The organism is Staphylococcus sp. SUC_1.2 (assembly GCF_026222585.1).
In genome coordinates, this window is sequence record NZ_JANJPM010000018.1 from 23,604 (window position 1) to 50,272 (window position 26,669).

28 protein-coding genes, 1 pseudogene and 1 riboswitch are annotated in these 26,669 nt (G+C 31.3%); of the genes and pseudogenes, 22 read left to right on the forward strand and 7 right to left on the reverse strand.

The annotated features are described in order from the left end of the window. Positions 1–73 precede the first annotated feature (73 nt). The 3 genes and pseudogenes from brxB to NR218_RS07505 all read left to right on the forward strand — a co-directional run. Complete coding sequence (brxB, locus tag NR218_RS07495) at positions 74–511, forward strand: bacilliredoxin BrxB (protein ID WP_011275697.1); 438 nt, start codon at positions 74–76, stop codon at positions 509–511. A gap of 12 nt (positions 512–523) precedes the next feature. Next, positions 524–1,501 carry an aromatic acid exporter family protein gene (locus tag NR218_RS07500; RefSeq protein ID WP_011275698.1) on the forward strand — a complete coding sequence of 326 codons (978 nt, stop codon included), beginning with the start codon at positions 524–526 and terminating at the stop codon, positions 1,499–1,501. A 412-nt stretch (positions 1,502–1,913) separates the two neighbouring features. Further along, positions 1,914–2,411, forward strand: a pseudogene (locus NR218_RS07505) (transposase); the annotation flags it as partial. A 20-nt stretch (positions 2,412–2,431) separates the two neighbouring features. On the opposite strand, the gene prli42 reads toward NR218_RS07505, so the two are convergent. Continuing rightward, the gene (prli42, locus tag NR218_RS07510) at positions 2,432–2,527 is read right to left on the reverse strand and encodes a stressosome-associated protein Prli42 (RefSeq protein WP_011275700.1); all 96 of its coding nucleotides are present in this window, start codon (positions 2,525–2,527) and stop codon (positions 2,432–2,434) included. A gap of 158 nt (positions 2,528–2,685) precedes the next feature. Between prli42 and NR218_RS07515 the strand changes: the two genes are divergently transcribed. From NR218_RS07515 to NR218_RS07535, 5 genes are all read left to right on the forward strand, one after another. Beyond that, positions 2,686–3,813, forward strand: a complete 1,128-nt coding sequence (locus tag NR218_RS07515; RefSeq protein WP_011275701.1) for a M20/M25/M40 family metallo-hydrolase — start codon at positions 2,686–2,688, stop codon at positions 3,811–3,813. A gap of 73 nt (positions 3,814–3,886) precedes the next feature. Next, positions 3,887–5,293, forward strand: coding sequence for an NADP-dependent phosphogluconate dehydrogenase (gndA, locus tag NR218_RS07520; protein ID WP_011275702.1), 1,407 nt, complete (start codon positions 3,887–3,889; stop codon positions 5,291–5,293). Between the two features lie 176 nt (positions 5,294–5,469). Next, entirely contained in the window at positions 5,470–6,465 is a 996-nt protein-coding gene (locus tag NR218_RS07525; protein WP_029376657.1) for a LacI family DNA-binding transcriptional regulator, read from the forward strand. A 12-nt stretch (positions 6,466–6,477) separates the two neighbouring features. Continuing rightward, positions 6,478–8,124 (forward strand): glycoside hydrolase family 13 protein, encoded by a 1,647-nt coding sequence (locus NR218_RS07530; protein ID WP_011275704.1) that lies wholly within the window; start codon positions 6,478–6,480, stop codon positions 8,122–8,124. A 173-nt stretch (positions 8,125–8,297) separates the two neighbouring features. Continuing rightward, positions 8,298–8,393, forward strand: coding sequence for a type I toxin-antitoxin system Fst family toxin (locus NR218_RS07535; protein WP_011275705.1), 96 nt, complete (start codon positions 8,298–8,300; stop codon positions 8,391–8,393). A 161-nt stretch (positions 8,394–8,554) separates the two neighbouring features. Here NR218_RS07535 and NR218_RS07540 read toward each other — a convergent pair whose 3' ends face one another. Together NR218_RS07540 and zwf are read right to left on the reverse strand one after the other, a co-directional pair. Continuing rightward, on the reverse strand, positions 8,555–9,418 hold the full coding sequence (locus tag NR218_RS07540) for an AraC family transcriptional regulator (RefSeq protein ID WP_011275706.1): 864 nt from the start codon (positions 9,416–9,418) through the stop codon (positions 8,555–8,557). Positions 9,419–9,699: 281 nt separating this feature from the next. Continuing rightward, positions 9,700–11,184, reverse strand: a complete 1,485-nt coding sequence (gene zwf, locus NR218_RS07545; RefSeq protein WP_011275707.1) for a glucose-6-phosphate dehydrogenase — start codon at positions 11,182–11,184, stop codon at positions 9,700–9,702. A 235-nt stretch (positions 11,185–11,419) separates the two neighbouring features. Between zwf and rnz the strand changes: the two genes are divergently transcribed. Next, on the forward strand, positions 11,420–12,340 hold the full coding sequence (gene rnz, locus NR218_RS07550) for a ribonuclease Z (protein WP_011275708.1): 921 nt from the start codon (positions 11,420–11,422) through the stop codon (positions 12,338–12,340). A gap of 113 nt (positions 12,341–12,453) precedes the next feature. Here rnz and proC read toward each other — a convergent pair whose 3' ends face one another. Then, entirely contained in the window at positions 12,454–13,269 is an 816-nt protein-coding gene (gene proC / locus NR218_RS07555; protein WP_011275709.1) for a pyrroline-5-carboxylate reductase, read from the reverse strand. Positions 13,270–13,472: 203 nt separating this feature from the next. Between proC and NR218_RS07560 the strand changes: the two genes are divergently transcribed. Together NR218_RS07560 and NR218_RS07565 are read left to right on the forward strand one after the other, a co-directional pair. After that, positions 13,473–14,228 carry an SDR family NAD(P)-dependent oxidoreductase gene (locus NR218_RS07560; RefSeq protein WP_011275710.1) on the forward strand — a complete coding sequence of 252 codons (756 nt, stop codon included), beginning with the start codon at positions 13,473–13,475 and terminating at the stop codon, positions 14,226–14,228. A gap of 14 nt (positions 14,229–14,242) precedes the next feature. Then, positions 14,243–14,485, forward strand: coding sequence for a hypothetical protein (locus tag NR218_RS07565; protein ID WP_011275711.1), 243 nt, complete (start codon positions 14,243–14,245; stop codon positions 14,483–14,485). A 98-nt stretch (positions 14,486–14,583) separates the two neighbouring features. Here NR218_RS07565 and NR218_RS07570 read toward each other — a convergent pair whose 3' ends face one another. Then, positions 14,584–15,492, reverse strand: a complete 909-nt coding sequence (locus NR218_RS07570; protein WP_016931103.1) for an aldo/keto reductase — start codon at positions 15,490–15,492, stop codon at positions 14,584–14,586. 81 nt (positions 15,493–15,573) lie between these two features. On the opposite strand from NR218_RS07570, the gene NR218_RS07575 reads away from it, so the two are divergent. From NR218_RS07575 to xerD, 3 genes are all read left to right on the forward strand, one after another. Then, positions 15,574–16,116: an NUDIX domain-containing protein gene (locus NR218_RS07575; RefSeq protein WP_011275713.1), complete on the forward strand. Its 543-nt coding sequence runs from the start codon at positions 15,574–15,576 to the stop codon at positions 16,114–16,116. Between the two features lie 104 nt (positions 16,117–16,220). Beyond that, positions 16,221–16,667 (forward strand): Fur family transcriptional regulator, encoded by a 447-nt coding sequence (locus NR218_RS07580; RefSeq protein WP_011275714.1) that lies wholly within the window; start codon positions 16,221–16,223, stop codon positions 16,665–16,667. 99 nt (positions 16,668–16,766) lie between these two features. Continuing rightward, positions 16,767–17,654: a site-specific tyrosine recombinase XerD gene (xerD, locus tag NR218_RS07585; protein ID WP_011275715.1), complete on the forward strand. Its 888-nt coding sequence runs from the start codon at positions 16,767–16,769 to the stop codon at positions 17,652–17,654. 102 nt (positions 17,655–17,756) lie between these two features. Here the strand turns inward: xerD and NR218_RS07590 are convergent, their stop codons facing one another. Then, a complete protein-coding gene (locus NR218_RS07590) occupies positions 17,757–18,278 on the reverse strand; it encodes a DUF309 domain-containing protein (protein ID WP_033079845.1) in 522 nt (173 codons plus the stop codon). A gap of 93 nt (positions 18,279–18,371) precedes the next feature. On the opposite strand from NR218_RS07590, the gene NR218_RS07595 reads away from it, so the two are divergent. The 6 genes from NR218_RS07595 to NR218_RS07620 all read left to right on the forward strand — a co-directional run bounded on the left by NR218_RS07595 (position 18,372) and on the right by NR218_RS07620 (position 23,866). After that, complete coding sequence (locus tag NR218_RS07595) at positions 18,372–19,103, forward strand: segregation and condensation protein A (RefSeq protein WP_011275717.1); 732 nt, start codon at positions 18,372–18,374, stop codon at positions 19,101–19,103. Next, entirely contained in the window at positions 19,096–19,635 is a 540-nt protein-coding gene (gene scpB, locus NR218_RS07600) for an SMC-Scp complex subunit ScpB (protein WP_011275718.1), read from the forward strand. Before NR218_RS07595 ends, scpB begins: the two co-directional genes overlap by 8 nt. Continuing rightward, positions 19,632–20,369, forward strand: coding sequence for a pseudouridine synthase (locus NR218_RS07605; protein ID WP_011275719.1), 738 nt, complete (start codon positions 19,632–19,634; stop codon positions 20,367–20,369). Before scpB ends, NR218_RS07605 begins: the two co-directional genes overlap by 4 nt. A 151-nt stretch (positions 20,370–20,520) precedes the next feature. Next, the gene (locus NR218_RS07610) at positions 20,521–21,246 is read left to right on the forward strand and encodes a response regulator (protein WP_011275720.1); all 726 of its coding nucleotides are present in this window, start codon (positions 20,521–20,523) and stop codon (positions 21,244–21,246) included. Next, positions 21,227–22,984, forward strand: a complete 1,758-nt coding sequence (locus tag NR218_RS07615; protein ID WP_037558727.1) for an ATP-binding protein — start codon at positions 21,227–21,229, stop codon at positions 22,982–22,984. Before NR218_RS07610 ends, NR218_RS07615 begins: the two co-directional genes overlap by 20 nt. 148 nt (positions 22,985–23,132) lie before the next feature. Continuing rightward, positions 23,133–23,259: riboswitch (FMN riboswitch) on the forward strand. A 64-nt stretch (positions 23,260–23,323) separates the two neighbouring features. Further along, entirely contained in the window at positions 23,324–23,866 is a 543-nt protein-coding gene (locus NR218_RS07620; protein ID WP_016931096.1) for an ECF transporter S component, read from the forward strand. Positions 23,867–23,937: 71 nt separating this feature from the next. Here the strand turns inward: NR218_RS07620 and NR218_RS07625 are convergent, their stop codons facing one another. Further along, positions 23,938–24,186 carry a ferredoxin gene (locus tag NR218_RS07625; RefSeq protein WP_002449743.1) on the reverse strand — a complete coding sequence of 83 codons (249 nt, stop codon included), beginning with the start codon at positions 24,184–24,186 and terminating at the stop codon, positions 23,938–23,940. 109 nt (positions 24,187–24,295) lie between these two features. Between NR218_RS07625 and NR218_RS07630 the strand changes: the two genes are divergently transcribed. Together NR218_RS07630 and NR218_RS07635 are read left to right on the forward strand one after the other, a co-directional pair. Next, complete coding sequence (locus NR218_RS07630) at positions 24,296–25,249, forward strand: helix-turn-helix domain-containing protein (protein WP_037558731.1); 954 nt, start codon at positions 24,296–24,298, stop codon at positions 25,247–25,249. Beyond that, positions 25,242–26,621: a RecQ family ATP-dependent DNA helicase gene (locus tag NR218_RS07635; RefSeq protein ID WP_016931095.1), complete on the forward strand. Its 1,380-nt coding sequence runs from the start codon at positions 25,242–25,244 to the stop codon at positions 26,619–26,621. Before NR218_RS07630 ends, NR218_RS07635 begins: the two co-directional genes overlap by 8 nt. Positions 26,622–26,669: the final 48 nt, after the last annotated feature.

A 26,669-nucleotide genomic window follows, 5' to 3' on the forward strand; every position in this document is an offset into this window, starting at 1 on the left:
AAGCTATTTGAACTCTAACACTTATATTTAGTAGAATAGCATTGAATAAATAAAAGATTGAAAGGTGATTTAAATGGATTTAAATTTTGATTTATATATGAATGGCGTGGTTGAACAAGCTCGTAATGAAATTGAAAATGCGGGATATGAACAGTTAACAACTGCAGATGAAGTTGACAAAGTATTACAACAAAATGGAACTTCATTAGTAATGGTTAATTCAGTTTGTGGATGTGCGGGAGGAATTGCACGTCCAGCAGCATCACATGCGTTACACTATGATAAACTACCTGATAGACTTGTTACAGTATTTGCTGGACAAGATAAAGAGGCTACGCAACAGGCTAGAGACTATTTTGAGGGTTATGCACCTTCAAGTCCATCATTTGCATTAATTAAAGATGGTAAAATCACTGAAATGATTGAACGTCATCAAATTGAAGGCCATGATGTAATGGATGTTATTAATCAGTTACAAGGCCTATTTGATAAATATTGCGACGAAAGATAAGAGGATTTACTAATGTTAAAGTTAAATCCTTATAAGATTGGATTTAGAACGCTTAAAACAGCAGTAGGTATCACATTAGGTGTTATTTTAGCTAAATGGATAGGGCTTGATAATTATGCATCAAGTGCTATCCTCATTGTATTATGTATTAAACATACTAAAGTTCACTCAGTACAAGCTATCGTATCAAGATTTGTATCTTGTATACTAATTCTACTGTTTGGTTCATTGGTTTTTAGCTTATTAGGTCAGAATGCGCTTGTTTTGGGATTGATTGTATTATTATTTATTCCGATAACTGTTATGTTGAAAGTTCAAGAGGGTGTTGTAACTAGTTGTGTTATATTATTACATGTTTTCAATGCAACAACGATTAATTTACATTTAATCATTAATGAATTACTCTTATTAACTATTGGATTAGGAATCGCATTCATTATGAATTTAATTATGCCAAGTTTAGACAAAACATTAGTTTCTTTTAAGAAAGATATAGAAAAAGGCTTTAAAGAAATCTTTATGACATATAGCGAAGCTTGCTCAAATTATAATAATGATTTTACTTTATCTTTCGAAAAACTTCAATTAGACATTCGAAAGGCCAAATCTATCGCATTTAGAGATGTTAAAAATCATTTTATTAGAAATGAAAATTCATATTATCACTATTTTGATATGAGACAAGAACAACTTGAATTATTGCGTAGAATTAAACCGTTATTAAATCAAGTCACTGTCGATGACCCATTATTGACTGATGTATCTCATTTAATGTCAGAAATTGGTAATAACGTAAATAGTAATGATTATACTGCTTTACGATTACATTCACTGTATGAAATCCGTTTATCACTAGACGAATTACCACTTCCTAAATCTCATCAATCTTTAAAATCACGTTCAAGTATGATGCAAATATTAAATGAACTAGAAGAGTATTTAAACATTAAATCTCAATTTGGATCACTACGATTACACAATGAAATATAATTAGTACTTAAATAAAAAGAGGCTAGGACATAATTCCTAACAAAATAGCCAGTAAATGAGTTTATTATAAATTCATTTACTGGCTTCTTTATTTACAATACTACGTATTGTTGGCTCGCTTTCTTAGGGGACAGCTTCAGCCTGTAGTCTTCAGCTTGTCCTGTTCCCTCAAGAGTCTCGCCAAAATACTTTGTATTTATATGTAATTTTACATTGAAATACTTTAAAAAAATAAGGCACTTTCGTATAATTTAATAAATATCACTAAACTAAATTAACGAGGTGCCTTATGTATAAAGATTATAACATGACTCAACTTACTCTACCAATGGAAACTTCAGTTCTTATCCCCACAAATGATATTTCACGACATGTAAATGATATTGTTGAAACAATTCCTGAAACTGAATTCGATGAATTCATTTGTCCGAACAATAAACGACTAGGTTTTAAAAGATATGCCTATCGCCATGATAAGTATGGTTTTAAGCGAGACTTCAAATTATATGAATGTGATGATTGTTCAGAATGTCCTCTGAAACATCAATGTATGAACTTCAATTCAAAAACAAATAAAAAAATAATGAAGAATTATAATTGGGAATATTTTAAAGCCCAAATTAATAAAAAGCTTTCAGAACCAAAAACAAAAACCATCTACAGTCAAAGAAAAATTGATGTGGAGCCTGTTTTTGGATTTATGAAAGCTATTTTGGGTTTCACTCGAATGTCCGTTCGAGGGATAAATAAAGCCAAAAGAGAACTAGGATTTGCGCTAATGGCACTTACTATAAGAAAAGTAGCAGCTCAACGAGCTGAAATTAATCAAAAACATTATAAAAAAGACAATTTCTATATAATTCCAATAGAAATTGTCTTTATTTACTTATCCTGGAAATTTATGTCCTGAACTCTTTTTTATTGCGAAGATTAATGCATTAGTGGCACTAAACTTGTGAGTAGTAATGCTGCAACAATTGCAATCAACATTACAATTATTATAATTCTTAATACTTTATTATTCACTATTTAACGCTCCTTATTTAAAAACACTTACATAATACACTTTACTTAATATATAAATTAACCATAAATGATTTTTATACAAATGGCAATCAATTTATTTTTGATATTGTAGAAAATTAGTTAAAATAGAAATCAAATGAGAAAGGGGTTTTGTCATAATGATAAACAGTCAACGATTACTTGAAACATTTTTAGAATTAGTCCAAATAAATTCTGAAACAGGACATGAGGAAGTCATTCAACCCATTTTAAAAAAGAAATTTGAAGAACTAGGTTTAAATGTAACTGAAGATCATGCATCAGAAAAGTCATGGTTAGGTGCTAATAATCTTATCTGTACTTTACCAGCCACTAGTGCGAAAGAAGATGTGTCTAAAATTTACTTCACAAGTCACATGGACACTGTTGTACCTGGAATAAATATTAAACCTCAAATTAAAGAGGATGGTTATATTTATTCTGATGGTAGTACCATTCTAGGTGCTGATGATAAGGCGGGATTAGCAGCAATAATTGAAACCATTCAATATCTTAATGAAAATGAAATTCCACATGGCCAAATCCAATTTATAATTACTGTTGGTGAGGAATCTGGTCTTAAAGGGGTTAAAGAACTAGATTCAACATACATTGACGCTGAGTTTGGTTATGCAGTTGATGCTAGTCAACCCGTTGGCACAACAGTAGTAGGAGCACCAACTCAAATGGTCATAAACACGACTATTTTAGGGAAAACAGCTCATGCTAGTACACCTTCAGAAGGAATTAGTGCAATAAACATTGCTGCAAAAGCTATTAGTCGCATGAAGTTAGGACAAATTGATGACTATACTACTGCTAATATAGGTAAATTTCATGGCGGCTCTGCTACAAATATCGTTGCTGATGAAGTAGTTTTAGAAGCTGAGGCACGCTCACATGATAATCAAAGTATTGAACAACAAGTTATTCATATGAAGGAAACATTCGAGACTACCGCACAAGAATTAGGTGGTGAAGCAAAAGTTATCATTGAGAAGAGCTACCCTGGTTTTAAATTAGAAAATGATGACAAAGTAACTCAATTTGCTATCAATAGTGCTAGAGAACTTGGATTAGCAGGGGATACTGTTATTGCTGGAGGCGGCTCAGATGGCAGTATTATTAATACATTTGGAATCCCTACAGTCATTTTAGGTGTGGGCTACGAACATATTCACACGACATCTGAACGTATTTCAGTAAATTCACTTAATCAATTGGCTAAACAAATTGTCAAAATTATTGACTTAGTAGCTAAATCGTAATTTAGTTTAGTGAAGTACTTTCAAGTTTTATGATACAATACTATTGAAAAATTGAATGAGAGAGGTAAGTAATATGACTCAACAAATAGGTGTAGTAGGTTTAGCAGTAATGGGTAAAAACCTCGCTTGGAATATTGAATCACGCGGTTATAGCGTTTCTGTATATAACCGTTCAAGCGAAAAAACAGATGAAATGGTTAATGAATCTAAAGGTAAACAAATCCACCCAACATATTCTTTGGAAGAATTTGTTAATTCATTAGAAAAACCACGTAAAATTTTATTAATGGTTAAAGCAGGTCCTGCAACAGATGCAACAATTGACAGTTTACTTCCATTGTTAGACGATGATGACATTTTAATTGATGGTGGTAACACTAATTATCAAGATACTATCCGTCGTAATAAAGCCTTAGCTGAAAGTGGTATTAACTTTATTGGCATGGGTGTATCTGGTGGTGAAGTAGGTGCCCTTACTGGTCCTTCATTAATGCCAGGTGGTCAAGAAGCAGCTTATAATAAAGTGAGCGATATATTAGATGCAATTGCTGCTAAAGCAAAAGATGGTGCATCATGTGTAGAATATATTGGACCAAATGGTGCTGGACATTACGTTAAAATGGTTCATAATGGCATTGAATATGCAGATATGCAACTTATTGCAGAGAGCTATGCGATGATGAAAGATTTATTAGGTATGTCACATGAAGACATTTCTAAGACATTTAAAGAATGGAATGCTGGTGAGTTAGAAAGTTATTTAATTGAAATCACTGGTGATATCTTTACTAAATTAGATGATGACAATGAAGCACTTGTCGAAAAGATTTTAGACACTGCGGGTCAAAAAGGTACAGGTAAATGGACTTCTATCAATGCCTTAGAATTAGGTATTCCTTTAACGATTATTACTGAATCAGTATTTGCTCGTTTCATTTCATCAATTAAACAAGAACGTGTGAATGCTTCTAAGGAATTAAACGGTCCTAAAGCAGAATTTACTGGTAATAAAGAGGAATTCTTAGAAAAAATCCGTAAAGCTTTATATATGAGTAAAATTTGTTCATACGCACAAGGATTTGCGCAAATGCGTAAAGCTAGTGAAGAAAATGAATGGAATTTAAAATTAGGCGATTTAGCAATGATATGGCGTGAAGGTTGTATTATTCGTGCTCAATTCTTACAAAAAATTAAAGACGCTTATGATAACAACTCAGAATTACAAAACCTTTTATTAGATCCTTATTTCAAAGGTATTGTTACAGAATATCAAGATGCATTGAGAGATGTAGTAGCAACAGGTGTACGTAACGGCGTACCAACACCTGGATTCTCTGCCAGCGTAAACTACTATGATAGTTACCGCTCTGAAAATTTACCAGCGAACTTAATTCAAGCACAACGTGACTATTTCGGTGCACATACGTATGAACGTAAAGATAAAGAAGGTATCTTCCATACTCAATGGGTTGAAGAGTAATCGCATACTAGTTACAGAAGTAAACCAATTCAATGGTTTACTTCTTTTTTAAAAAATTATGCAAACGATTGCATTAAATGATTGACTTCCTAATATGAATTCTATACCATGAAAATATAAGTTAATTGAAAGCGTTTACTAAAGTTTTAAGATTGAGGTGATATGCAACGGTTACAATTAAAGATGTTGCCAAAGAGGCAAATGTAGCTACATCAACAGTATCGAGGGTGATACGGAACAATGCGAAAATTAGTGAGTCAACTTCAAATAAAGTCAAAGCAGCTATGTCCAAATTAGGATACATACCTAATCAAGCTGCAAGAACATTAATAACAAATAAAACATTGACCATTGGATTAATACAGAAAAGTTCCGCCCCTGAAATACGTCAAAATCCATTTAATAGTGATGTTCTTAATGGTATTAATCAGGCATGTAATGTAAGAGGCTATTCAACTAGAATGACTGTGTCGGAAAATAGCGGGGACTTATATCATGAAGTAAAAACAATGATTCAATCTAAAAGTGTGGATGGATTTATTCTTTTATATTCACTGAAAGATGATCCTATTGAGCACCTACTTAATGAGTTTAAAGTTCCTTATCTTATAGTTGGGAAATCTTTGAACTACGAAAATATAATACATATTGATAATGATAATATCGATGCAGCTTATCAATTAACACAATATTTATATCATTTAGGACACCGACATATATTATTTTTACAAGAATCTGGACATTATGCAGTTACAGAAGACAGATCAGTAGGATTTAAACAATACTGCGACGACGTTAAAATTTCAAATGACTGTGTCGTAATAAAGTCCATGAATGATTTACGTGATTTTATAAAGCAATATTGTATTGATGCTAGTCATATGCCTTCAGTGATTATAACGTCTGATGTTATGTTAAATATGCAATTATTAAATGTGCTTTATGAATATCAACTACGCATTCCAGAGGATATACAAACTGCCACGTTTAATACATCTTTTCTCACTGAAAATGCAACACCATCTCAAACAAGCGTAAACATTAACCCAGATGTATTAGGCTTCACAGCAGGGAATACAATCATTGATGTATTAAGAAATGAAACTATTTCTTTTAGAGAAAAATTGATTTCAACACAAATAGTTGAAAGGGTATCAACTACAAAAATATAAAGGAGCATAATTATGAATAAAAATTGGTGGAAAGAAGTAGTAGCGTATCAAGTTTATCCAAGAAGTTTTAATGATAGTAATAATGATGGTATTGGTGATTTACCAGGTGTAATCGAAAAATTAGACTATTTTAAAGACTTAGGTATTGATGTTATTTGGCTAAGTCCAATGTATAAATCACCTAATGATGATAATGGATATGATATCAGTGATTATCAAGATATTATGGATGAATTTGGTACAATGGAAGATTTTGATTGTCTATTAAAAGGTGTACATGACCGTGGTATGAAACTAATATTAGATTTAGTCGTTAACCATACATCTGATGAGCATCCCTGGTTTATTGAATCAAAATCTAGTAAAGATAACCCAAAAAGAGACTGGTACATATGGGCAGACCCTAAGGATGATGGTTCTGAACCAAATAATTGGGAGAGCATTTTTAATGGTTCAACATGGCAATTTGATGAAACCACTAATCAATATTACTTCCATTTATTTAGTAAAAAACAACCAGATTTAAATTGGGATAATCCTGAAGTACGTGAATCAGTATTTAACATGATGAATTGGTGGTTTGAAAAGGGTATTGATGGATTCCGTGTCGATGCTATAACCCATATTAAGAAAACATTTGAAGCTGGTGACCTACCTGCACCAGAAGGAAAAAAATATGCTCCAGCCTTTGATGTAGATATGAATCAACCTGGTATTCAGAATTGGCTACAAGAAATGAAAGATGAGTCACTAAGCCAATATGATATTATGACTGTTGGAGAAGCGAATGGTGTAAATCCAGATAATGCAGAAGAGTGGGTTGGAGAAGATAAAGGTAAATTCAATATGATCTTCCAATTTGAACATTTAGGTTTATGGAGTACAGGTGATTCTCAATTTGACGTTAAATCATATAAAGAGGTGTTAAACCGCTGGCAAAAGAGACTAGAAGGAATTGGTTGGAATGCACTTTTCATAGAAAACCATGATCAACCTCGTCGTGTATCAACTTGGGGTAACGATAAAGATTACTGGTTTGAATCTGCTACAAGCCACGCCGTTGTGTATTTCTTACAGCAAGGTACACCGTTTATCTATCAAGGACAAGAAATTGGTATGACCAATTATCCTTTTGAAAGTATTGAAACGTTTAATGATGTTGCGGTTAGAAATGAATATCAAATTGTAAAAGAACAAGGTGGAGACGTTGATCAATTATTAGATAAGTATAGAATGGAAAATCGTGATAATTCTCGTACACCTATGCAATGGAATAATTCTACAAATGGTGGCTTCACAGAGGGAAAACCTTGGTTCCCAGTTAATCCAAATTATAAAGATATTAATGTAGCTCATCAATTAGAAGACGAGCATTCTGTACTTAATTTTTACAAAAAATTGATTCAATTAAAAAAATCGCATGATATATATATGTATGGACAGTTTGATTTAATTGATGCAGAAAATGAAAATGTGTTTGCTTATACTAGACAATTAGAAGGCAAAACTGTAGTGGTTGCAGGTAATTTAACTGATAAACAAAGTTCATTAACATTACCTTTTGATATCGAAGAGGATGCAATCAAATTACATAACTACAATAGTCAATTAGATGCAACATCACTTAAGCCATTCGAAGCATTTGTAGCAGAAATATAATTTATAAGCAAAGTTAGGACATACTATTTTTGTCCTAACCTCTTTTTCATTGGAAGAATAAAAAATCATTTTACAGCCATAAATAATTACATGACTCATATATTAGAGATGATATAATAAATAAGTCGCCTATCTCTCAGGCGTTTATCTATACGCAGGGAGGGGGTGCTAAAATGGCAGATATTCTTGTGCACATCATAGCCACAGTAACAAGTGGTTGTATTGTTACGTTATTTTCGTATTGGCTTCGAAACCGTAACAATAAGTAAATAGGCGACAAGCCACACCAAAAAATCCCCTCACTACTGGCATAGTGAGGGGATTGGTGCATAAAATGCAGATATTCTTGTTAGTTAAATTATAACATTTATCGTTATAGATTTGCAAAAAGATATGGTGTTTTGATTAGAGAATGTATTTCTTTGATTTTTTACAAATCATAATTTTCTTGTTCAATTGGCAACCATAATTGAATTTTAGTGAATGGGTCCTCAAATGAGATATCAAAGGGATATATTTCAACATATAAGCTATCTCTTTCATAAGGTAAAGTAAGTTGTAAACTTGATTCGATATAATACCAAGCTTCATTAACCGCATAGTCTATTTCACCTTGGAGATTAAATTTCGCATAATGTCTTCCAGGTAATATTCTACTTTCTAAATGAGATGGATATCTATCACTTGGAACACCAATAAATAATTCCAATCCATTATCTAATGGACAAGTGATTACAAATAACTCATATGGACTTATATTATTATACCTTTTTAAATCTTTAATTTTACCATCAAGAATTAAATCTTCTAAAAAATCAGGAACTTTATAAGGATTAGATAAATTATTTGATTCAATATAACGTACATAACCTACTAATGCTATATCTTCCGTGGTATCTAGTCTATATGGATAAGGTGCTCGTTCAGTAGTTGTCAACTTTATATATAAACGTTCTTGTAATTTTAATTCATCTTTTTTCGTAGATGCTTGAATTGGTGAAATCCCATGAAAATCACTAAAATCATTCGCAAAATCATTTGAACTATGATAGTTATACTTTTTTGCGACATCTACTAACCTCGAAGAACTTTGAACCATTTCTTTAGCAGCTGCAGTCATTTTTCTTGCGTGTGCGTACTGTTCAGGTGATTGTCCAACAATCATTTTAAATGATTGATCAAGATGGTAAGGAGAAAGACCAACGTAATCACTCAAATCTTGCAAATTAAACGGCTCTAATAAACGATCTTCGATAAATACAATTGCCTGTTGTATCTGCTTGATAACGTCCAAAACTCTCACCCCAATAAATTTACAATCATTAACTTTTATTTTACCTTATTTTTAGAAAATATACATCTTAACATGTGCCATATTGAAAATTTTTTAATAAAAAAGGGTGGTAGGACAGAATTTAAAATCAATTCATTGTCCCACCACCATAAGAATGAATATAGTTGATAGAGGATGGCTATGAGCACATGCTCAATTTAGGTAGCGACTATTAAAATAATACTAACTCAAAATATTACTTTAGTCCAAAAGGCTTCACTATAGGCTTATCAATTCTCTGTTTACTGAATATCATCCCACCAATGATTACCATCTCTACTTAATAGTAAATCACTTTCTAATGGTCCATTTGTACCTGACTCATAGTTAGGGAAGTTAGGTTCATTCATTGTCCATTCATCTTGTATAACATCAACAAACTTCCATGTAGATTTTAATTCTTCCCAATGTGTAAAGTTTGTAGCATCACCTTTTAAACAATCGAATAGTAAATTTTCATAGGCATCAACAGTGTTCATCTTATCTTGAGCACTCATTGCATATGATAATTGAACGGGTTCTGTATCAATACCTTGGATGTTCTTTTTCGCGTTTAAATGAAGTGATATACCCTCATTGGGTTGAATATTAATAACTAATAAGTTTGAATCCAACAATTTATCGGTCTGATAGTATAAGTTCATTGGTACTTCTTTGAACTCAACTACAACTTGAATCGATTTAGATTTCATACGTTTTCCCGTTCTAATATAAAAAGGTACGCCAGCCCAACGGAAGTTATCAATTGTTAGTCGGCCTGATACAAAAGTTGGAGTATTTGAATCTTCGGCTACTCGATCTTCATCTCGATAAGCAATGACTTTTTCACCTTCAACAAATCCTTCATCATACTGTCCACGTACAAAATTTTGTTTTACTTCTTGAGGATCAAGCTGTCTAAGTGATTTCAATACTTTAACTTTCTCAGCACGTATATCTTCACTATTTAAGCTGATTGGCGCTTCCATAGCTAAAAGGGCAACCATTTGTAACATATGATTTTGTACCATATCTTTTAATGCGCCACTAGATTCATAATAACCTCCACGGTCCTCAACACCTAATACTTCTGAAGACGTTACTTGAATGTTTGAAATGTATTTATTATTCCATAATGGTTCAAACATCGCATTTGAAAAGCGCAAGACTTCTATATTTTGAACCATATCTTTACCTAAATAATGATCAATTCTGTATATTTCTTCTTCTTTAAATGAGCGTCTTAATTGATTGTTTAATTGCTCAGCCGATTTTAAATCACTGCCAAATGGTTTTTCAATAACTAATCGTTTAAAACCAGTAGTATCGGTTAAACCAGATGATTTTAAGTAATCCGAAATAATACCAAAGAATTGAGGTGCCATTGCTAAATAAAACAAGCGATTTCCTTTTAACTGATATTGTGAATCTAATTCATTTGAAAAACTCAATAATGAATCATAACTTTGTTCATCACTTACATCATGTTTAAAATAATAGACATGTTCCATAAATGCATCAATTTGATCCGTATCTTTGACATGCTTTTGGATAGAACTTTTAACTTGTTCACGAAAGACTTCGTTCGTGTAATCTCTACGTCCAATTCCAATTATTGCAATATGTTCATCTAAATTATCTTGTTGAAATAAGTGGAATAGTGATGGAAATAATTTTCTATGACTTAAATCTCCGGTAGCACCGAAAATAGTAATTAAACAAGGAATATGTTTAGAATGTTTACTCAAGTTCAAAACCTCAATTCTATTAATACTATGATTGTATTATTATAAATTATATTTGCACCGCTTCAAACTTATTTGCCTAATTTTTCTTATTTTGCTAGGGCATTTATATAATGGAATGATGCACAATTTAATATCATTATAACTCAAAATGTATCTCATGCATTTAATTTATGTCTTTTTATAGCAAAAATAACCACATATGATAAAATATAATGAAGGAAAAGGAGGCATATGCATGGAAGTTACATTCTTCGGAACAAGTGCTGGGTTACCTACTAAAGAGAGAAATACTCAAGCTATAGCTTTAAACCTTGAGCCTTTTTCGAATAGTATATGGCTATTTGATGTCGGAGAAGGCACACAACATCAAATATTACATCATTCAATTAAGCTAGGAAAAGTTGACCATATTTTTATAACGCATATGCATGGAGATCATATTTTTGGATTGCCTGGACTACTAACAAGCCGTTCTTTTCAAGGTGGAGAAGACAAACCACTGACAGTTATTGGTCCTAGAGGTTTACAACAATTTATTGAGACTACTCTAAGATTATCTGAATCTCATCTAAACTATCCGATTACTTATATAGAAATTGATAATCATTTCACATATCATCATAAAGGATTCTCAATTAGTGCACATTTGTTAAATCATGGTATCCCTTCTTATGGTTATCGCATTGAATCTCCGACAACACCAGGAACAATTGATGTTGAGGCACTTAAATCAATTGGTTTATATCCTGGACCAAAATATCAAGAAGTAAAATCTTATGATAATTTTGAACATGAAGGACAAGTATATAATTCGGATGATTTTAAAGGACCAGCTAAACCCGGACCAATTATATCCATCTTTGGTGATACAAAACCATGTCAGTCAGAATTGAGCATTGCTAAAGATTCTGATGTAATGATTCATGAAGCTACATACATTGAAGGCGAAAAAACATTAGCAAATAATTATCACCATAGTCATATTGAAGATGTTTTTGAATTAATAAAGCAAGCTAATGTTAAAAGATGCTTAATCACACATTTAAGTAATCGCTATAATCACGAGAATATTCAACTTATTAAACAACAATTAAAAACACATGAGGATGTTCCAAATTTTGAATTTGTTAAAGATTTTGATACGTTTATAATTTAAATACTACTAATACTTTAACTTTTTAAAATAAGTATAATTAAAATTACAAAGTAAGAGACTAGGATTTAGAATTCACATAGAAATCATTATCCTAGTCTCTTTTACATTAAAATTTAATTATCTTCATTTTTAGATAATTCAACGCTACGATGAACTGCCGCATTCAAACAATCCTTAAAGATTGCTTCAATATCATGTTGAGCTAATGCATTTAAACCCGCTTGAGTTGTTCCACCTTTAGAAGTAATATTTTTACGCAACTGTTCCATACTTAAATCTGATCTTTCAATCATCTTACTTGTACCAATAATTAAATTTTTAATTGATTCTTCAACTTGATCTTTCTCAAGACCTAAATCTGTACCTGCTTTAACATATTGTTCAAAGACATGATATAAAAATGCAGGACCGCTTCCTGTAATCGCAGTTACTTGATGTAAGTGGTCTTCATCCACCTCAATTACTGAACCAAAAGCATTTACTAAATCGTTAACCTCTTCTTTTGATTTAGGTCCAAAATTTCCTGAAAAGCTAATACCTGTTACAGAATGACCAACTTGTGCATTTGTATTAGGCATAATTCGAGCGATAGGATTTTCAACTTGTAATTGTTCCTGAATATAATTGATAGGTAAACCAGCCATAATAGAAATAAAGCGATTGTTTTCATTGATGTATGGTTGAATTCTTTGTGCTACTTTTTCGAAATCATAAGGTTTAGAACCTAAAAAGACATAATCTGCGTCTTGTAATAATTTTTCATCATCGTAGCTGTATTCAACACCTAATTCCTCAGCGAAATTTTTTAAAGCTTCTTCATTCGATTTATTCGTTAAGTAAATATCATGTGACTTTAATTTTTTTGAATTAATTATACCTTTGAAGATTGCTTGTGCCATATTTCCTGCACCATAAAATACTAATTTCATTGACAACATCATCCTCACTTTTTAATTTATAAAACCATAGTAACATATAAGTAGCACTTCTTTTTATAAAAGTTAGTGCTACTATACGCATGAGCTTTAGCTCAGGTGGTCCCTGGGCACTTCTTTTTATATCAATAGATAACTTTATGAATGAAATGATTTAAGTTATTATAATCTTAATCATAATTAAAGAGGGTATTACTATGTTAGGTAAACATTATATCGTTACTGGAGGCACTAGTGGATTAGGGCTTGAAATCACTAAGCGACTTATCAAAAAAGGGGCTCATGTTACAATTCTTGCTAGGAACAAAGAAAAGTATAAACAAATCAACTTCAAACCATTTGAAAAGAGAGTACAAATGCTAACTTGTGATTTGCAAGATAAAAATGCTATTAGCATGTTACCACAATATATCGATACTCAAATTGACGGTATCATTTATAGTGCTGGGCTTGGGTATTTTAAATCGATAAGTCAACATTCCACTAATGAAATGTTAGAAACTTACGAAGTTAATATCATCGGTTTTAATTTATTACTGCATGCTTTACTGCCATATTTATCCAAACATGCGAGTATTGTAGGAATTTCGAGTCAAGCAGCATTCATCACACAAGCAAATGCGGCTCATTATGGTGCATCTAAAGCGGCTTTTAATGCAGTTCTAAATGCACTTCGTTTAGAACATCCATCTTACCATGTCATGTCAGTTAATCCCGGACCTGTTCGAACGCCTTTTCACGAAAAAGCAGACCCAAGTCTTGCATATGCACACAAGTATGACGCAATGATGTTAGATCCAACTTTATTAGCTAAAGATATTATTGACGGTATTATTAAACGTAAATGTGAAATCAATCAACCTAAATGGATGCACTCCACTTTAAAATTTTATCAAATATTTCCTAGATTTATTGAATCGCTTTTTCCATTTTTATTTAAAAACAAACAGTAAATAGGAGTGATGGTATGTTATGTTGTGTGAACCGAGATGTTAAACAATGTATTGAGAATGTGAATGCACTATCACCACAATCAATTTTTACTATTACAGATTTATTAGGGCAAGACTATTATGATTCATTAGATTCTGCCGAACAATCATTTATAGATTTTAAATTTCATGAACTAATATTAAGAGGGGAAATCATGAATGTAGTCATTAAAGAAGAAAGTGAACATGATAAACATAGATATTTAAAGCAGTATTAAATTAATTCAAATTGAAACAAAAAGGTGTTTAGGACAAGTTTTTAATTTAATGTCCCAAACACCTAAGTGATTATTTAAAAATTAATTAAGCATGTTATCTATTTTAAATGTTGAGTATATTCTAAGTTCTTAACTCTTTCTCGAGCTGCCTTCACTTGATCAAGACTTACTTTTTTATTGTAATTATTAACGTTTTCTTCTAATTGTTGTGGCGAACTAGCGCCAACGATAATTGCGCCAAGTGCATCATGAGATTTTAAATATTCAAAAGATAAAGCACTAAGATTACTTTCTATTTCTTTAACAGAGGCAATAGTTTCTCCTAAATCATGATGTGTATACTCAAATATGCCCTCACTAAATTTATGATCTAAAGCATCAATACTATTGGAAGTTAACAACCCTTTAAATACAGGTCCGCGTGCTAACACTTTAACGCCTTTCGCATGGATGTCATTCAATAATTGTTCTGGACGATTATCAATTAAATTAAATTGTGACATAATTGTCTCGATTTCACTATGTTTTAAATAATAATCAATAACATTTGGGCGTATTGAAGAAATACCATATGCCTTAATGATACCTTCTTGCTTTAATTCATTAAATGCACTAATCGTTTCATCCAATGGATCATCTATTGTACCACCATGCAATTGATATAGATCTATATGATTTAGTCCTAATCGTTTTAATGATCCCTTTACACTTTCTTTAATATATTTCTTAGAAGGGTCCCATGTTGTACCTCCATCTTCAGTAGGGCGATTTCCAACTTTTGTTCCAATTACAATATCATCACGATTTTGATATTTTTTTAAAGCTTTGCCCACAATTTCTTCATTAGTCCCTTTATCATAAATATCAGCAGTATCAAAATAAGTGATACCACTTTCGATTGCTTTTTCAATGATAGGTTCAGCATTAGCATACTCTGTACCTAAACTCATACAACCTAACCCTAATTCTGAAATTTCGATGCCACTCTTTAAAATATTCTTTTGCATGTCCAATCTCCTTTCGATACACTTTAGGTAACGCATTCATCTTACCAATTTATATAATGAATTAAAAGGGACGTGAATTTAATGGAATTTAATGAAAAGACGTTTGATAGAACAGTAATTTATAATGGCAAAATTATAGATTTAGAAATTCATGATGTGGAGTTGCCTGATGGCAATACATCCAGAAGGGAATTAGTCTACCATAACGGTGCAGTGGCAGTCTGTGCAATAACGTCTAATGACGAAGTATTACTTGTTAAGCAATTTCGTAAACCAGTTGAAAAAGCTTTGTTAGAAATACCCGCTGGAAAATTAGAACAATATGAAGTTCGTGAAGAGGCTGCCAAACGAGAATTAGAAGAAGAAACAGGTTATGTGGCAAATAATTTAAAATTTATAACAGACATGTATGGTTGTCCTGGATTCACTAATGAAAAACTCACTATATACTTCAGCAATAATCTAAGCGAAGGGCAACTTAACCTAGATGAAGATGAATTTGTTGAATTGCATAAAGTACCGATTTCAGATATAAAAGCATTGCTTGATAATCATGAAATAGAAGATGCTAAAACCATAATTGGTTTACAATATATATTACTAAATTATAATCATTCTAATTAAGTGCTGTAAATCTCTTGCATTTAATTGAAAATATTGGTAGTTTAGTAATTGAAATATTTTCAATTTAAAATGATTATAATTATTGATAGAGGAGTGTCGCTCCCATGGAAGAACGATTAAATCGAGTTAAACAACAATTACAACAATCTTCATATAAATTAACACCACAAAGAGAAGCCACAGTACGAGTTCTAATTGAAAATGAAAAGGATCACCTAAGCGCGGAAGATGTTTATTTAAAAGTGAAAGACAAAGCACCTGAAATAGGACTAGCCACTGTTTATAGAACATTAGAACTTTTAGCTGAAATAAAAGTAGTTGACAAAATTAATTTTGGTGATGGTGTTGCACGCTTTGATTTAAGAAAAGAGGGTGCTAAACACTTCCATCACCATTTAGTGTGTATGGAATGTGGTAAAGTTGATGAAATTCATGAAGACTTATTACCTCAAGTTGAAGAAAGAGTAGAAACAGAATATAACTTTAAAATTCTTGATCACAGATTAACTTTTCACGGCGTTTGCGCTGAATGCCAAGCTAAAGGAAAATAGATTAACTAATAGGCTAGGACAATTTTAAATCATTGTCTTAGTCTTTCTTAATACTATTACATGAAAATGATTTGAGTTTATTCAAATAGAGGTGTTGTCATGGAAACAATTATCGAGGAATATTTAAAATTTATACAAATTGAAAAAGGGTTAAGTGAAAATACGATTGGCGCTTATCGCAGAGATTTGAAAAAATATCAATTATATATGCAAGAACAAAAAATTGCTCATATTGATTTTATAGATAGACAAACAATACAAGAATGCCTTGGTTCTCTAATAGATCAAGGTGCTTCCGCAAAATCCATTGCAAGATTTATTTCAACAATACGTAGTTTTCATCAATTTGCTTTACGCGAAAAATATGCTGCTAAAGATCCTACCGTTTTAATTGAAACACCTAAGTACGAGAAAAAACTTCCAGATGTTTTAGATGTTGAAGAAGTAATTCAGTTACTAGAAACACCGGATTTAACTAAAAATAATGGGTATCGCGATCGTACAATTTTAGAGTTATTATACGCAACAGGCATGCGTGTTACTGAATTAATACAAATCGAGATAGATGATGTCAACTTAATTATGGGATTTGTTAAAGTTTTCGGTAAAGGGAACAAAGAGAGAATCATTCCATTAGGTGACACTGTCATTGAATATTTAGATACTTATATCAATAATGTTAGATCTCAATTACTTAAAAAAACGGTAACGAATGTACTGTTTTTGAACTTGCATGGTCGACCTTTGACACGTCAAGGTATATGGAAGCTAATTAAACAATATGGTTTAAGAGCGAATATTAATAAAACTTTGACCCCACACACATTAAGACACTCGTTTGCTACACATTTACTAGAAAATGGCGCAGATTTACGAGCAGTTCAGGAGATGTTAGGTCATTCTGATATTTCTACCACTCAGTTATATACACATGTTTCTAAAACTCAAATCAGACAGATGTATAACCAATTTCATCCAAGAGCCTAGTACACAAATAAATACTCTTAAATTGGGAGTGGATTAAGAGTACTTTCATAAAAGTTTCCAAAAGATATTTTATAATTAATGTAAGTAGAGCTACACTACATTTTATTTTAAATCTTTTCCACTCCTAATATTTTGTTTTTTAATCATCGCTTGATGTCTTGCACTGATTACATCACTTCTATCTCGATTTTTATGATGATTAACTATATATTCATCTTGAGTTGAAAGTGTTGTAAATTTGTAATCTGGATAAGTATTAATAATCTGTTTTTCAAAAACATTATTTACCGGTATGTATACAGGTTTAAATGATTTTGAATCTTCAATGGATTTAATTTGACTTAAAATTAATATTTTATAATCTTGCTCATTAAGTTGCAACAACGCTTTATCCCTTGCTTTTTCAAACGTGCTCAATGACTTTTTCAAAGTTACAAGTGCACCTTTTGTATTACCTCTTCTATAATGATACATAGCAGTTGAAAATAAAATTAAACTCACTATGCCATCCTTTTTAGAAAAATTTATATTTGATTTCCATGCTTCTTCCAAAATATCATGACATAAGAAATAATGTTGCTGTTTGTGAAAATAATAATAAAAATCGATTAAGGCTCTGTCCAATCCATCTCATCCTTAATTTAATGTTTGTATTATTCATGCTATAATATTTTAGTAAATTATGCACGATAGAGATTCAAAATGAGGACGATTAATATGTATGAAGTAAAATTAGATGCCTTTAATGGCCCGTTAGATTTGCTACTCCACTTAATTCAAAAATATGAAATTGATATTTATGATATACCAATGAAATCATTAACAGAACAATATATGCAATATGTCCACGCTATGAAGCAACTAGAAATTAATGTAGCTAGTGAATATTTAGTTATGGCTTCAGAGCTATTAATGATAAAAAGTAAATTATTACTCCCTCAACATGATGTAGACGATAATCTTGAAGAAGATCCACGTGAAGATTTGGTAGGTCGATTAATTGAATATCAAAATTATAAAGAATACACACAATTGTTAACTGAGAAAAAAGAAGAGCGAGAGCACTATTTTACTAAACACCCAACTGACTTATCCCATCTTGAGAAAAACGTCACATGGGATGAATGCCAAACCTTAGATTTAACGGATTTAATTGTTGCTTATCAACGTGTTAAAAGCAGATTAGCTCTTAATAAGCCTAAGACAGTTGAAATAATTAAAGAAAGCTTCACTATTCAACAAGCTACTGAAAAGGTAACGACACAATTAAGGCATCATACATCTTTTAACTTCTTCAGTTTATTTACTTTTAGCGAGCCAATAGAACAGGTGGTTACTCACTTTTTAGCTATATTGGAAATGTCTAAATCAGGAGTAATCAACATTGAACAGGTTAGAAGTTTTGATGATATACGTATCATTAGAGGAGTGAATTTTAATATTGGATAAACACGGAATCATAGAATCATTACTATACACAGCTGGGGATGAAGGGCTTGACGAAAAACAGTTATTAGAAATTCTCGAGATTAATCAAGCTAAACTATCTGAATTAATTTCATCATACACCTCTAGTGGTTTAATAATTCAAAAATTTGGTTCAACATATATTTTAACTTCAAAAAAAGAAGCTTCACCTTATATTGAACAATTAATTGAACAAAAATCTAATATGAAATTATCTCAAGCCGCAATGGAAACATTATCAATTATTGCATATAATCAGCCATTGAGTCGTAGTGACATAGAATTAATTAGAGGAATTAATTCTGATGGTGCAGTTAGAACATTAATTGCACGTGGATTAATTGAAGCTAAAGATGTAGAAAATTCTCGTAGTCATGCTTTACAAACAACGGATTTGTTTTTAAATGTATTTGGAATAGAAAAAATTGAGGATTTACCAACAACTGAAGAAGATGAAGAAGAAATGGATGATTTCTTTAGTAATTTAGTGAATCAAAAAGGAGATACAAAATGAGTAAAGAATTAGAAAGGCTTCAAAAACGAATTGCTAATAGTGGATACACATCACGAAGAAAAGCTGAAACTTTAATTACCGAAGGCAAAGTTAAAGTTAATGGGCAAACCGTTACTGAATTAGGTACTAAAGTAAAAAGTTCTGATACAGTTGAGGTTGAAGGAATTAAAATTGAACAAGAAGACAAAATGTATATTTTGTTCTATAAACCAACTCAAGTTATTACAAGTGTGTCTGACGATAGAGGACGAACTGTAGTTACTGACTACTTTAAAGATTTAGAGACAAGAATTTATCCTGTTGGTAGATTAGACTATGATACATCAGGATTATTGTTACTTACTAATGATGGTGAATTTACAAACTTAATGACTCACCCAAGATATCATATTCAAAAAAAATATGTGGCTAAATTAAAAGGTTACCTCATGAGAGAAGAAGTTAAAGCTTTAGAAAATGGGATTGAACTTGAAGATGGTTTTACGCAACCAGCTCAAGTCAAAGTAAAAAAGCAAGATAAAGATAAAAATATTACACTTGTAGAAATCACTATTAGTGAAGGACGAAATCGACAAGTTCGTCGTATGTTCGAGCATTTTGGACATCAAGTTGATAAATTAACAAGAATTGAGTTCGGCAACTTGAACCTTAAAGGATTAAATGCAGGTGAGGGCAGAGTACTGACACCTCATGAAGTTAAAGTACTAAGACATATGGCAGAAAATGGAAAATAAATGAAGTATATTTTACAATAGCAAGAGAAATTAAATGATATTAATTTCTCTTGCTATTTTTTTCACAAAGTTAACTTTAAAGTAAAGCTTTCAATCATGCTGTATGCTATAATAATGAGTGTATTGAGCATGTGTAGGAGGTATAAACAAAATGACAAATGAAATATTAATTGTAGACGATGAGGATAGAATCAGAAGATTATTAAAACTATACCTAAAGAGAGAATCGTTTACGATTCATGAAGCAAGTAATGGCAAAGAAGCTTATAATCTTGCTATAGAAAATGACTATGCGTGCATACTTTTAGACTTGATGTTACCAGAAATGGATGGTATTGAAGTAGCATCCAAGTTACGTGAACATAAAGACACACCTATTATTATGCTTACAGCTAAAGGCGAAGAAACGAATAGGGTAGAAGGATTTGAGTCTGGTGCAGATGATTATATCGTCAAACCATTCTCACCAAGAGAGGTTGTTTTAAGAGTAAAAGCATTATTACGTAGAACGCAATCTTCTAAACCTGAACAAAGTGAACCTCATGCAAGAGATGTTATTGAATTTAATCATTTAATTATTGATAATGATGCGCATCGTGTATTAGCAGATAACCAACAAGTTAATTTAACTCCTAAAGAGTACGAATTACTTATTTATTTAGCTAAGACACCTAATAAAGTGTTTGATCGTGAACAACTTTTAAAAGAAGTATGGCATTATGAATTTTATGGTGATTTAAGAACAGTAGACACTCATGTTAAACGCCTGCGTGAGAAACTAAATCGTGTATCAGAAGATGCTGCACATATGATTCAAACTGTTTGGGGTGTTGGTTACAAATTCGAGGTAAAGTCTAATGACGAACCGACTAAATAGTGTGGTAATAAAACTGTGGTTAACTATACTTTTTATAGTAACGACAGTTTTAATTTTATTAAGTGCGGCATTAATTACTTTTATACAATACTACTACACACAACAAACTGAAAATGCTATAAGAGAAGATGCGTCTAGAATCAGCCACTTAGTTGAACAAGCTGATAATAAAACTTTAGCCATAGAACACAGCCAACAATTAATAGATGGATCAGGTGGCGTTATTATAATGGCTAATAAGTCTTCAAGTATTAAAAGTTCAAATAGCAATACTAAAGACAAAATGCTTGAAGAGATACACAAGAATTCGCAATTCCAACGCGTCTTTTCTCAAGGAAAGTCTACCACTCAAAATATAACAATAAGTAATAATGGTAATTCCCATTCTTATATTTTGTTAGGCTATCCTATGAAAGCTCAAGAAAATGCAAATTCAAAATATAGTGCAGTATTCATTTATCAAGATTTAAAGTCTATTGAAGATACTAATAATGCAATTACCATTATCATTTTAATCACCGCCATTATATTTATCGCTGTTTCAACAGTATTTGCATTCTTTTTATCAAATAGAATTACTAAACCTTTACGACAACTTAGAACTCAAGCTATTAATATTTCTAAAGGTGATTATTCAAAACAGACAAGTGTCTCAACTAAAGATGAGATAGGCGAATTATCACATACGTTTAATAATATGAGTTCTGAAATACAAGAGAATATAGAGGCACTTTCAACTCAAAAAAATATAAGAGATAGTTTGATTAATTCTATGATTGAAGGTGTATTGGGTCTAAATGATAAGAGGGAAGTTATTCTTTCAAATAAAATGGCTGACGATATTATTAAATCAATAGACAAAACTGTATATAAAGAAATTGAAAAGCAAATTGAAGCTACATTTGTTTCAAAAGACACCGAATTCCAAGAATATGAGATTAACAATAAATATTACGTCATTATCATGAGTTATGTAGAGAGAATTCAACAAGATGGCCGTAGTGGAATTGTAGTCATTATAAGAGATATGACTAATGAACATAATTTAGATCAGATGAAGAAAGATTTCATTGCCAATGTTTCACATGAATTACGTACACCTATTTCGTTATTACAAGGTTACACTGAATCAATTGTAGATGGTATTGTCACTGAACCAGAAGAAATTCGAGATTCTTTATCAATTGTATTAGATGAAACGAAACGTTTAAATCGATTAGTAAATGAATTATTAAATGTGGCTCGCATGGATGCAGAGGGTTTAACTGTTAATAAAGAAAAACAACCTATTAAACCTTTACTATCTAAAATGCAAATGAAATATAGACAACAGGCTGAGGATTTAGAATTGAATATGTCATTAGAACCAAACATCGATGATGAATTGTGGGAATACGATGCCGATCGCATAGACCAAGTTCTAACAAATTTAATTGACAATGCCACACGTTATACTCAACCAGGTGATTCAATATCAATTACAACAACTACGGATGATTCCTATCAAACGTTGTACATTAAAGATACTGGTAGTGGCATATCTCCAGAGCATCTTGAACTCGTATTCGACAGATTTTATAAAGTAGAGGCTTCAAGAACTAGAGGTAAACAGGGAACTGGTTTAGGACTATTTATCTGTAAAATGATAATCGAAGAACATGGTGGTACTATTAAAGTTGAAAGTAAAGTAAACAAAGGTACAACATTCATAATTAAGTTACCAAAGCCTAAAAATTAATATGCCTATTAATATGTTTATTTTAACTAAGAGCAAACATCATCAACTTAAGAATGGTGTATTGCTCTTTTTTAAATAAGTCTAAGCACCATTATTGCGCAATGCTTTCATATAAGGTAATATAAAAATTAAATTAATCAATTATATAATTCATCTTCGGGGTAGGGTGCAATTCCCAACCGGCAGTAAATTAAGCCTGCGACCCGCTTCTTTGAAGTGGCTGATTCAGTGGAAATCTGAAGCCGACAGTATAGTCTGGATGGAAGAAGATGGAGGTTTTTTTGTTGTGCAAAATTATCTCCTATTCTATGTAAGATGAATGGAAGGAGAAAATTAAATATGCAACAAAACAAACGTCTTATCACTATTAGCATGTTAAGTGCCATAGCGTTTATTTTAACATTCATTAAATTTCCGCTACCTTTTTTACCACCATACTTAACATTAGACTTTAGTGATGTTCCAACTTTATTAGCAACATTTCTTTTAGGTCCCGTTGCTGGTATTTTAGTAGCACTTATCAAAAATATACTTAATTTTTTATTCAATATGGGAGATCCGGTTGGTCCAGTTGCCAATTTTTTAGCAGGTGTTAGTTTCTTGTTATCCGCTTATTATGTAACTAAGCGTCAGGGAGATACACCACGTTCATTGGTTGTGGGGCTAGCAATAGGTACTATAGTGATGACTATCGTACTTAGTATACTGAATTACTTTGTTTTACTTCCATTATATGGAATGATTTTTAATTTAGGTGATGTCTTTAATAATCTAAAAATTATCATTTTATCAGGTGTTATACCTTTCAATATTATAAAAGGTATCGTGATTTCAATTATATTTGCGCTTTTATACAGAAGATTAAAACGCGTATTATCATAAAAAACCTCCTAATGTTGAACTTATTATTCAACATTAGGAGGTTTCATTATTGATTCACTCATAATAAGTGACTATTCAAATTTAAGAGCATCACCATCAAATGGTTCTTCTTCAATCTTAATTGAATCAGTTGGACAACCTTCAAGTGCATCTTCCATATCTTCATATAATTCTTCTGGTACTTCTGCAGTACCTTGATTATCATCAAGGATTACGAAAGCAATACCTTCGTCGTCATAATCGTAAATGTCAGGTGCGGCAGCACCACATGCTCCACAAGCAATACATGTATCCATATCAACGATTGTATACTTTGCCAAATTCTTCGCCTCCTTTGATAAAAATGCTACACTAGTATAACAAATGTTTAATAACACTTCGATTAATTTATTTACTATTCTATTAGTTATATAAAGTGAGGATTCATTAATGCATTCAATTATTACATATGCATCAAATCATTCATTCGATTATAAAACCAATAAAAGTATTTATAACATTTTGAATGGAAAAAAATCACATCAAACATTTTTTGATGCATGTTCCCAACAACTTTTATCATTATATCATAGTTTACCTAAATTAAAATATCCGTCTTTTGAGCGATTTTTAGATACCTATGATAATCAAAATACTGACATTTCAATACATCCAAGATATACATACGATAGTATGATTCAAACTTTTAGTTGTATTCAATTACTAATACAAACTATAACCCATTTTAAAAACAACCACTTGAACTTTATACCAATTACACAACAAATAACTGTTCAAAGTAGAGTGAAACAAATCTATTCAAAAATACTGGAACAAAATTTAGTTGATGATTTTGAAAAAGAAATCGAGCAAATCTTTCATTTTATTGATGAAAAATGTAGTAACAACTGTTTAATCCATTATTACCTACAAGGTTATGAAGAACCTATGTATACGCGACAGCAGGTTTCATTAATAGAAGGTATACCTGTAACTAAGTTATTTGTACTTGAACTCAATAATTTAGTGCAGATGATGTTCGCATTAGAAAATGATAAACAATTTCCTATATTAACTCAAACCATCATATTACCGACTTTGTTAAATAAAACGACAATTACGTATCATCAATTACTCAAAGGGCTTTCTATGGATGAGGTTGCAGTGACCCAAAATGTTAAAATTAACACAATCGAAGATCACGTTCTTGAATTATTTATAAAAGGATATTTTTCAGAATACCAAACCTTTGTTAATGGCCCACAAACAAGTGAATTTATAGCATTTTATGATCAAAACAGAGGACAAAGATTAAAATTATATAAAGAAGAATTTGATCGATTAACTTATTTTCAAATTAAATTGTTAATAGTCGGTATTGAAAGAGGTGAATTGATTGCTTGAAGAAAAATTGAAAGAATGGTTCGGATTCTCATCATTTAATCCTGGTCAAAAAGAAATAATCGAAAGTGTAGTTAATAAGAAAGATACTCTAGGTATTCTTCCTACGGGGAGTGGTAAAAGCTTATGTTACCAAATGCCAACCTATATGAAAGGAAAGCCAACATTAATAATATCTCCCTTAATTTCTCTTATGGATGACCAAGTGATGCAATTGAAAGCTCAAGGTGAGAAATTTGTTACTTCTATTCATTCAGGCATGGATGAAAATGAAAAACAACAAAATATAAATTCGTTACACAAAAGTCGCTTTGTTTTTTTAAGTCCAGAATTTATTTTACAAACACAAAACTTTAAATTAATTAGGAATATTGACTTCGGATTAATTGTACTTGATGAGGCGCATTGTTTATCTGAATGGGGTTATGATTTCCGACCTCATTATGCATTAATAGGGGAGATAACATCTCATTATAAAAATGCATCGATACTGGCTTTAACAGCTACAGCACCACCTCATTTAGAAAATGACTTAAATCTTATCTTATCTAGGAAATTAAATGTAATTAAGACTTCAATGAATAGAGAGAATATATCTTTTTCTCATCTCAATTTTGAAAATGATGCTGAGAAAATTAAGTGGCTGTTAAACTTTTTAGATCAATCTGGGCCAACTATTATTTATGTTTCATCTAAAAAGGTCTGTTTAGAATTAGCCAATATGATATACCACCATGGTTATTTAACCGGTATTTATCATGGTGATTTATCTTATCAAGAACGACATACTGTACAAAATCAATTTATGGAGAACTTTATACCCGTCATCGTGGCTACTAGTGCTTTTGGCATGGGCGTTAATAAAAAAGACATTAGAACAGTCATCCATTTTCATTTATCAACAAGTCCTTCAAATTACTTACAAGAAATTGGTAGAGCCGGGAGAGATAATTTGCAAAGCCAAGCAATTAGTCTATATCAACCAGACGATAGCTATATATTAGAGACATTATTGTTTAGTGATGCGATAACTACTGAAGACATCGATGCTTTTGATATAGGTGCTTTTTTACCTCCTCAAAAGCAAGAAATACTAACCATATTGAGCCAAAGATATTCATCCAACGTACTCAAAACAATTTTTGATAATTCATTAATTCGAAAAAAATTAGGTTATCAAAGAATGATCGGTTATACATCCCTAGATCAATGTAGACGTCGTTATTTATTAGAATTTTTTGGTGATAATCCAACTCAACCTCAACAATGTTGTGATATAGATTCTAATTTGATGACTATAAAAGTTACCAATAGAAAAAAAGTTAAAAGAAAATTAAGTTATACTGAAAAATTAAAATATTTATTTAAAGTATAGTTGCTTTTCTTTACTAAATTTATTTTAAGAGGATATAATTATAATACT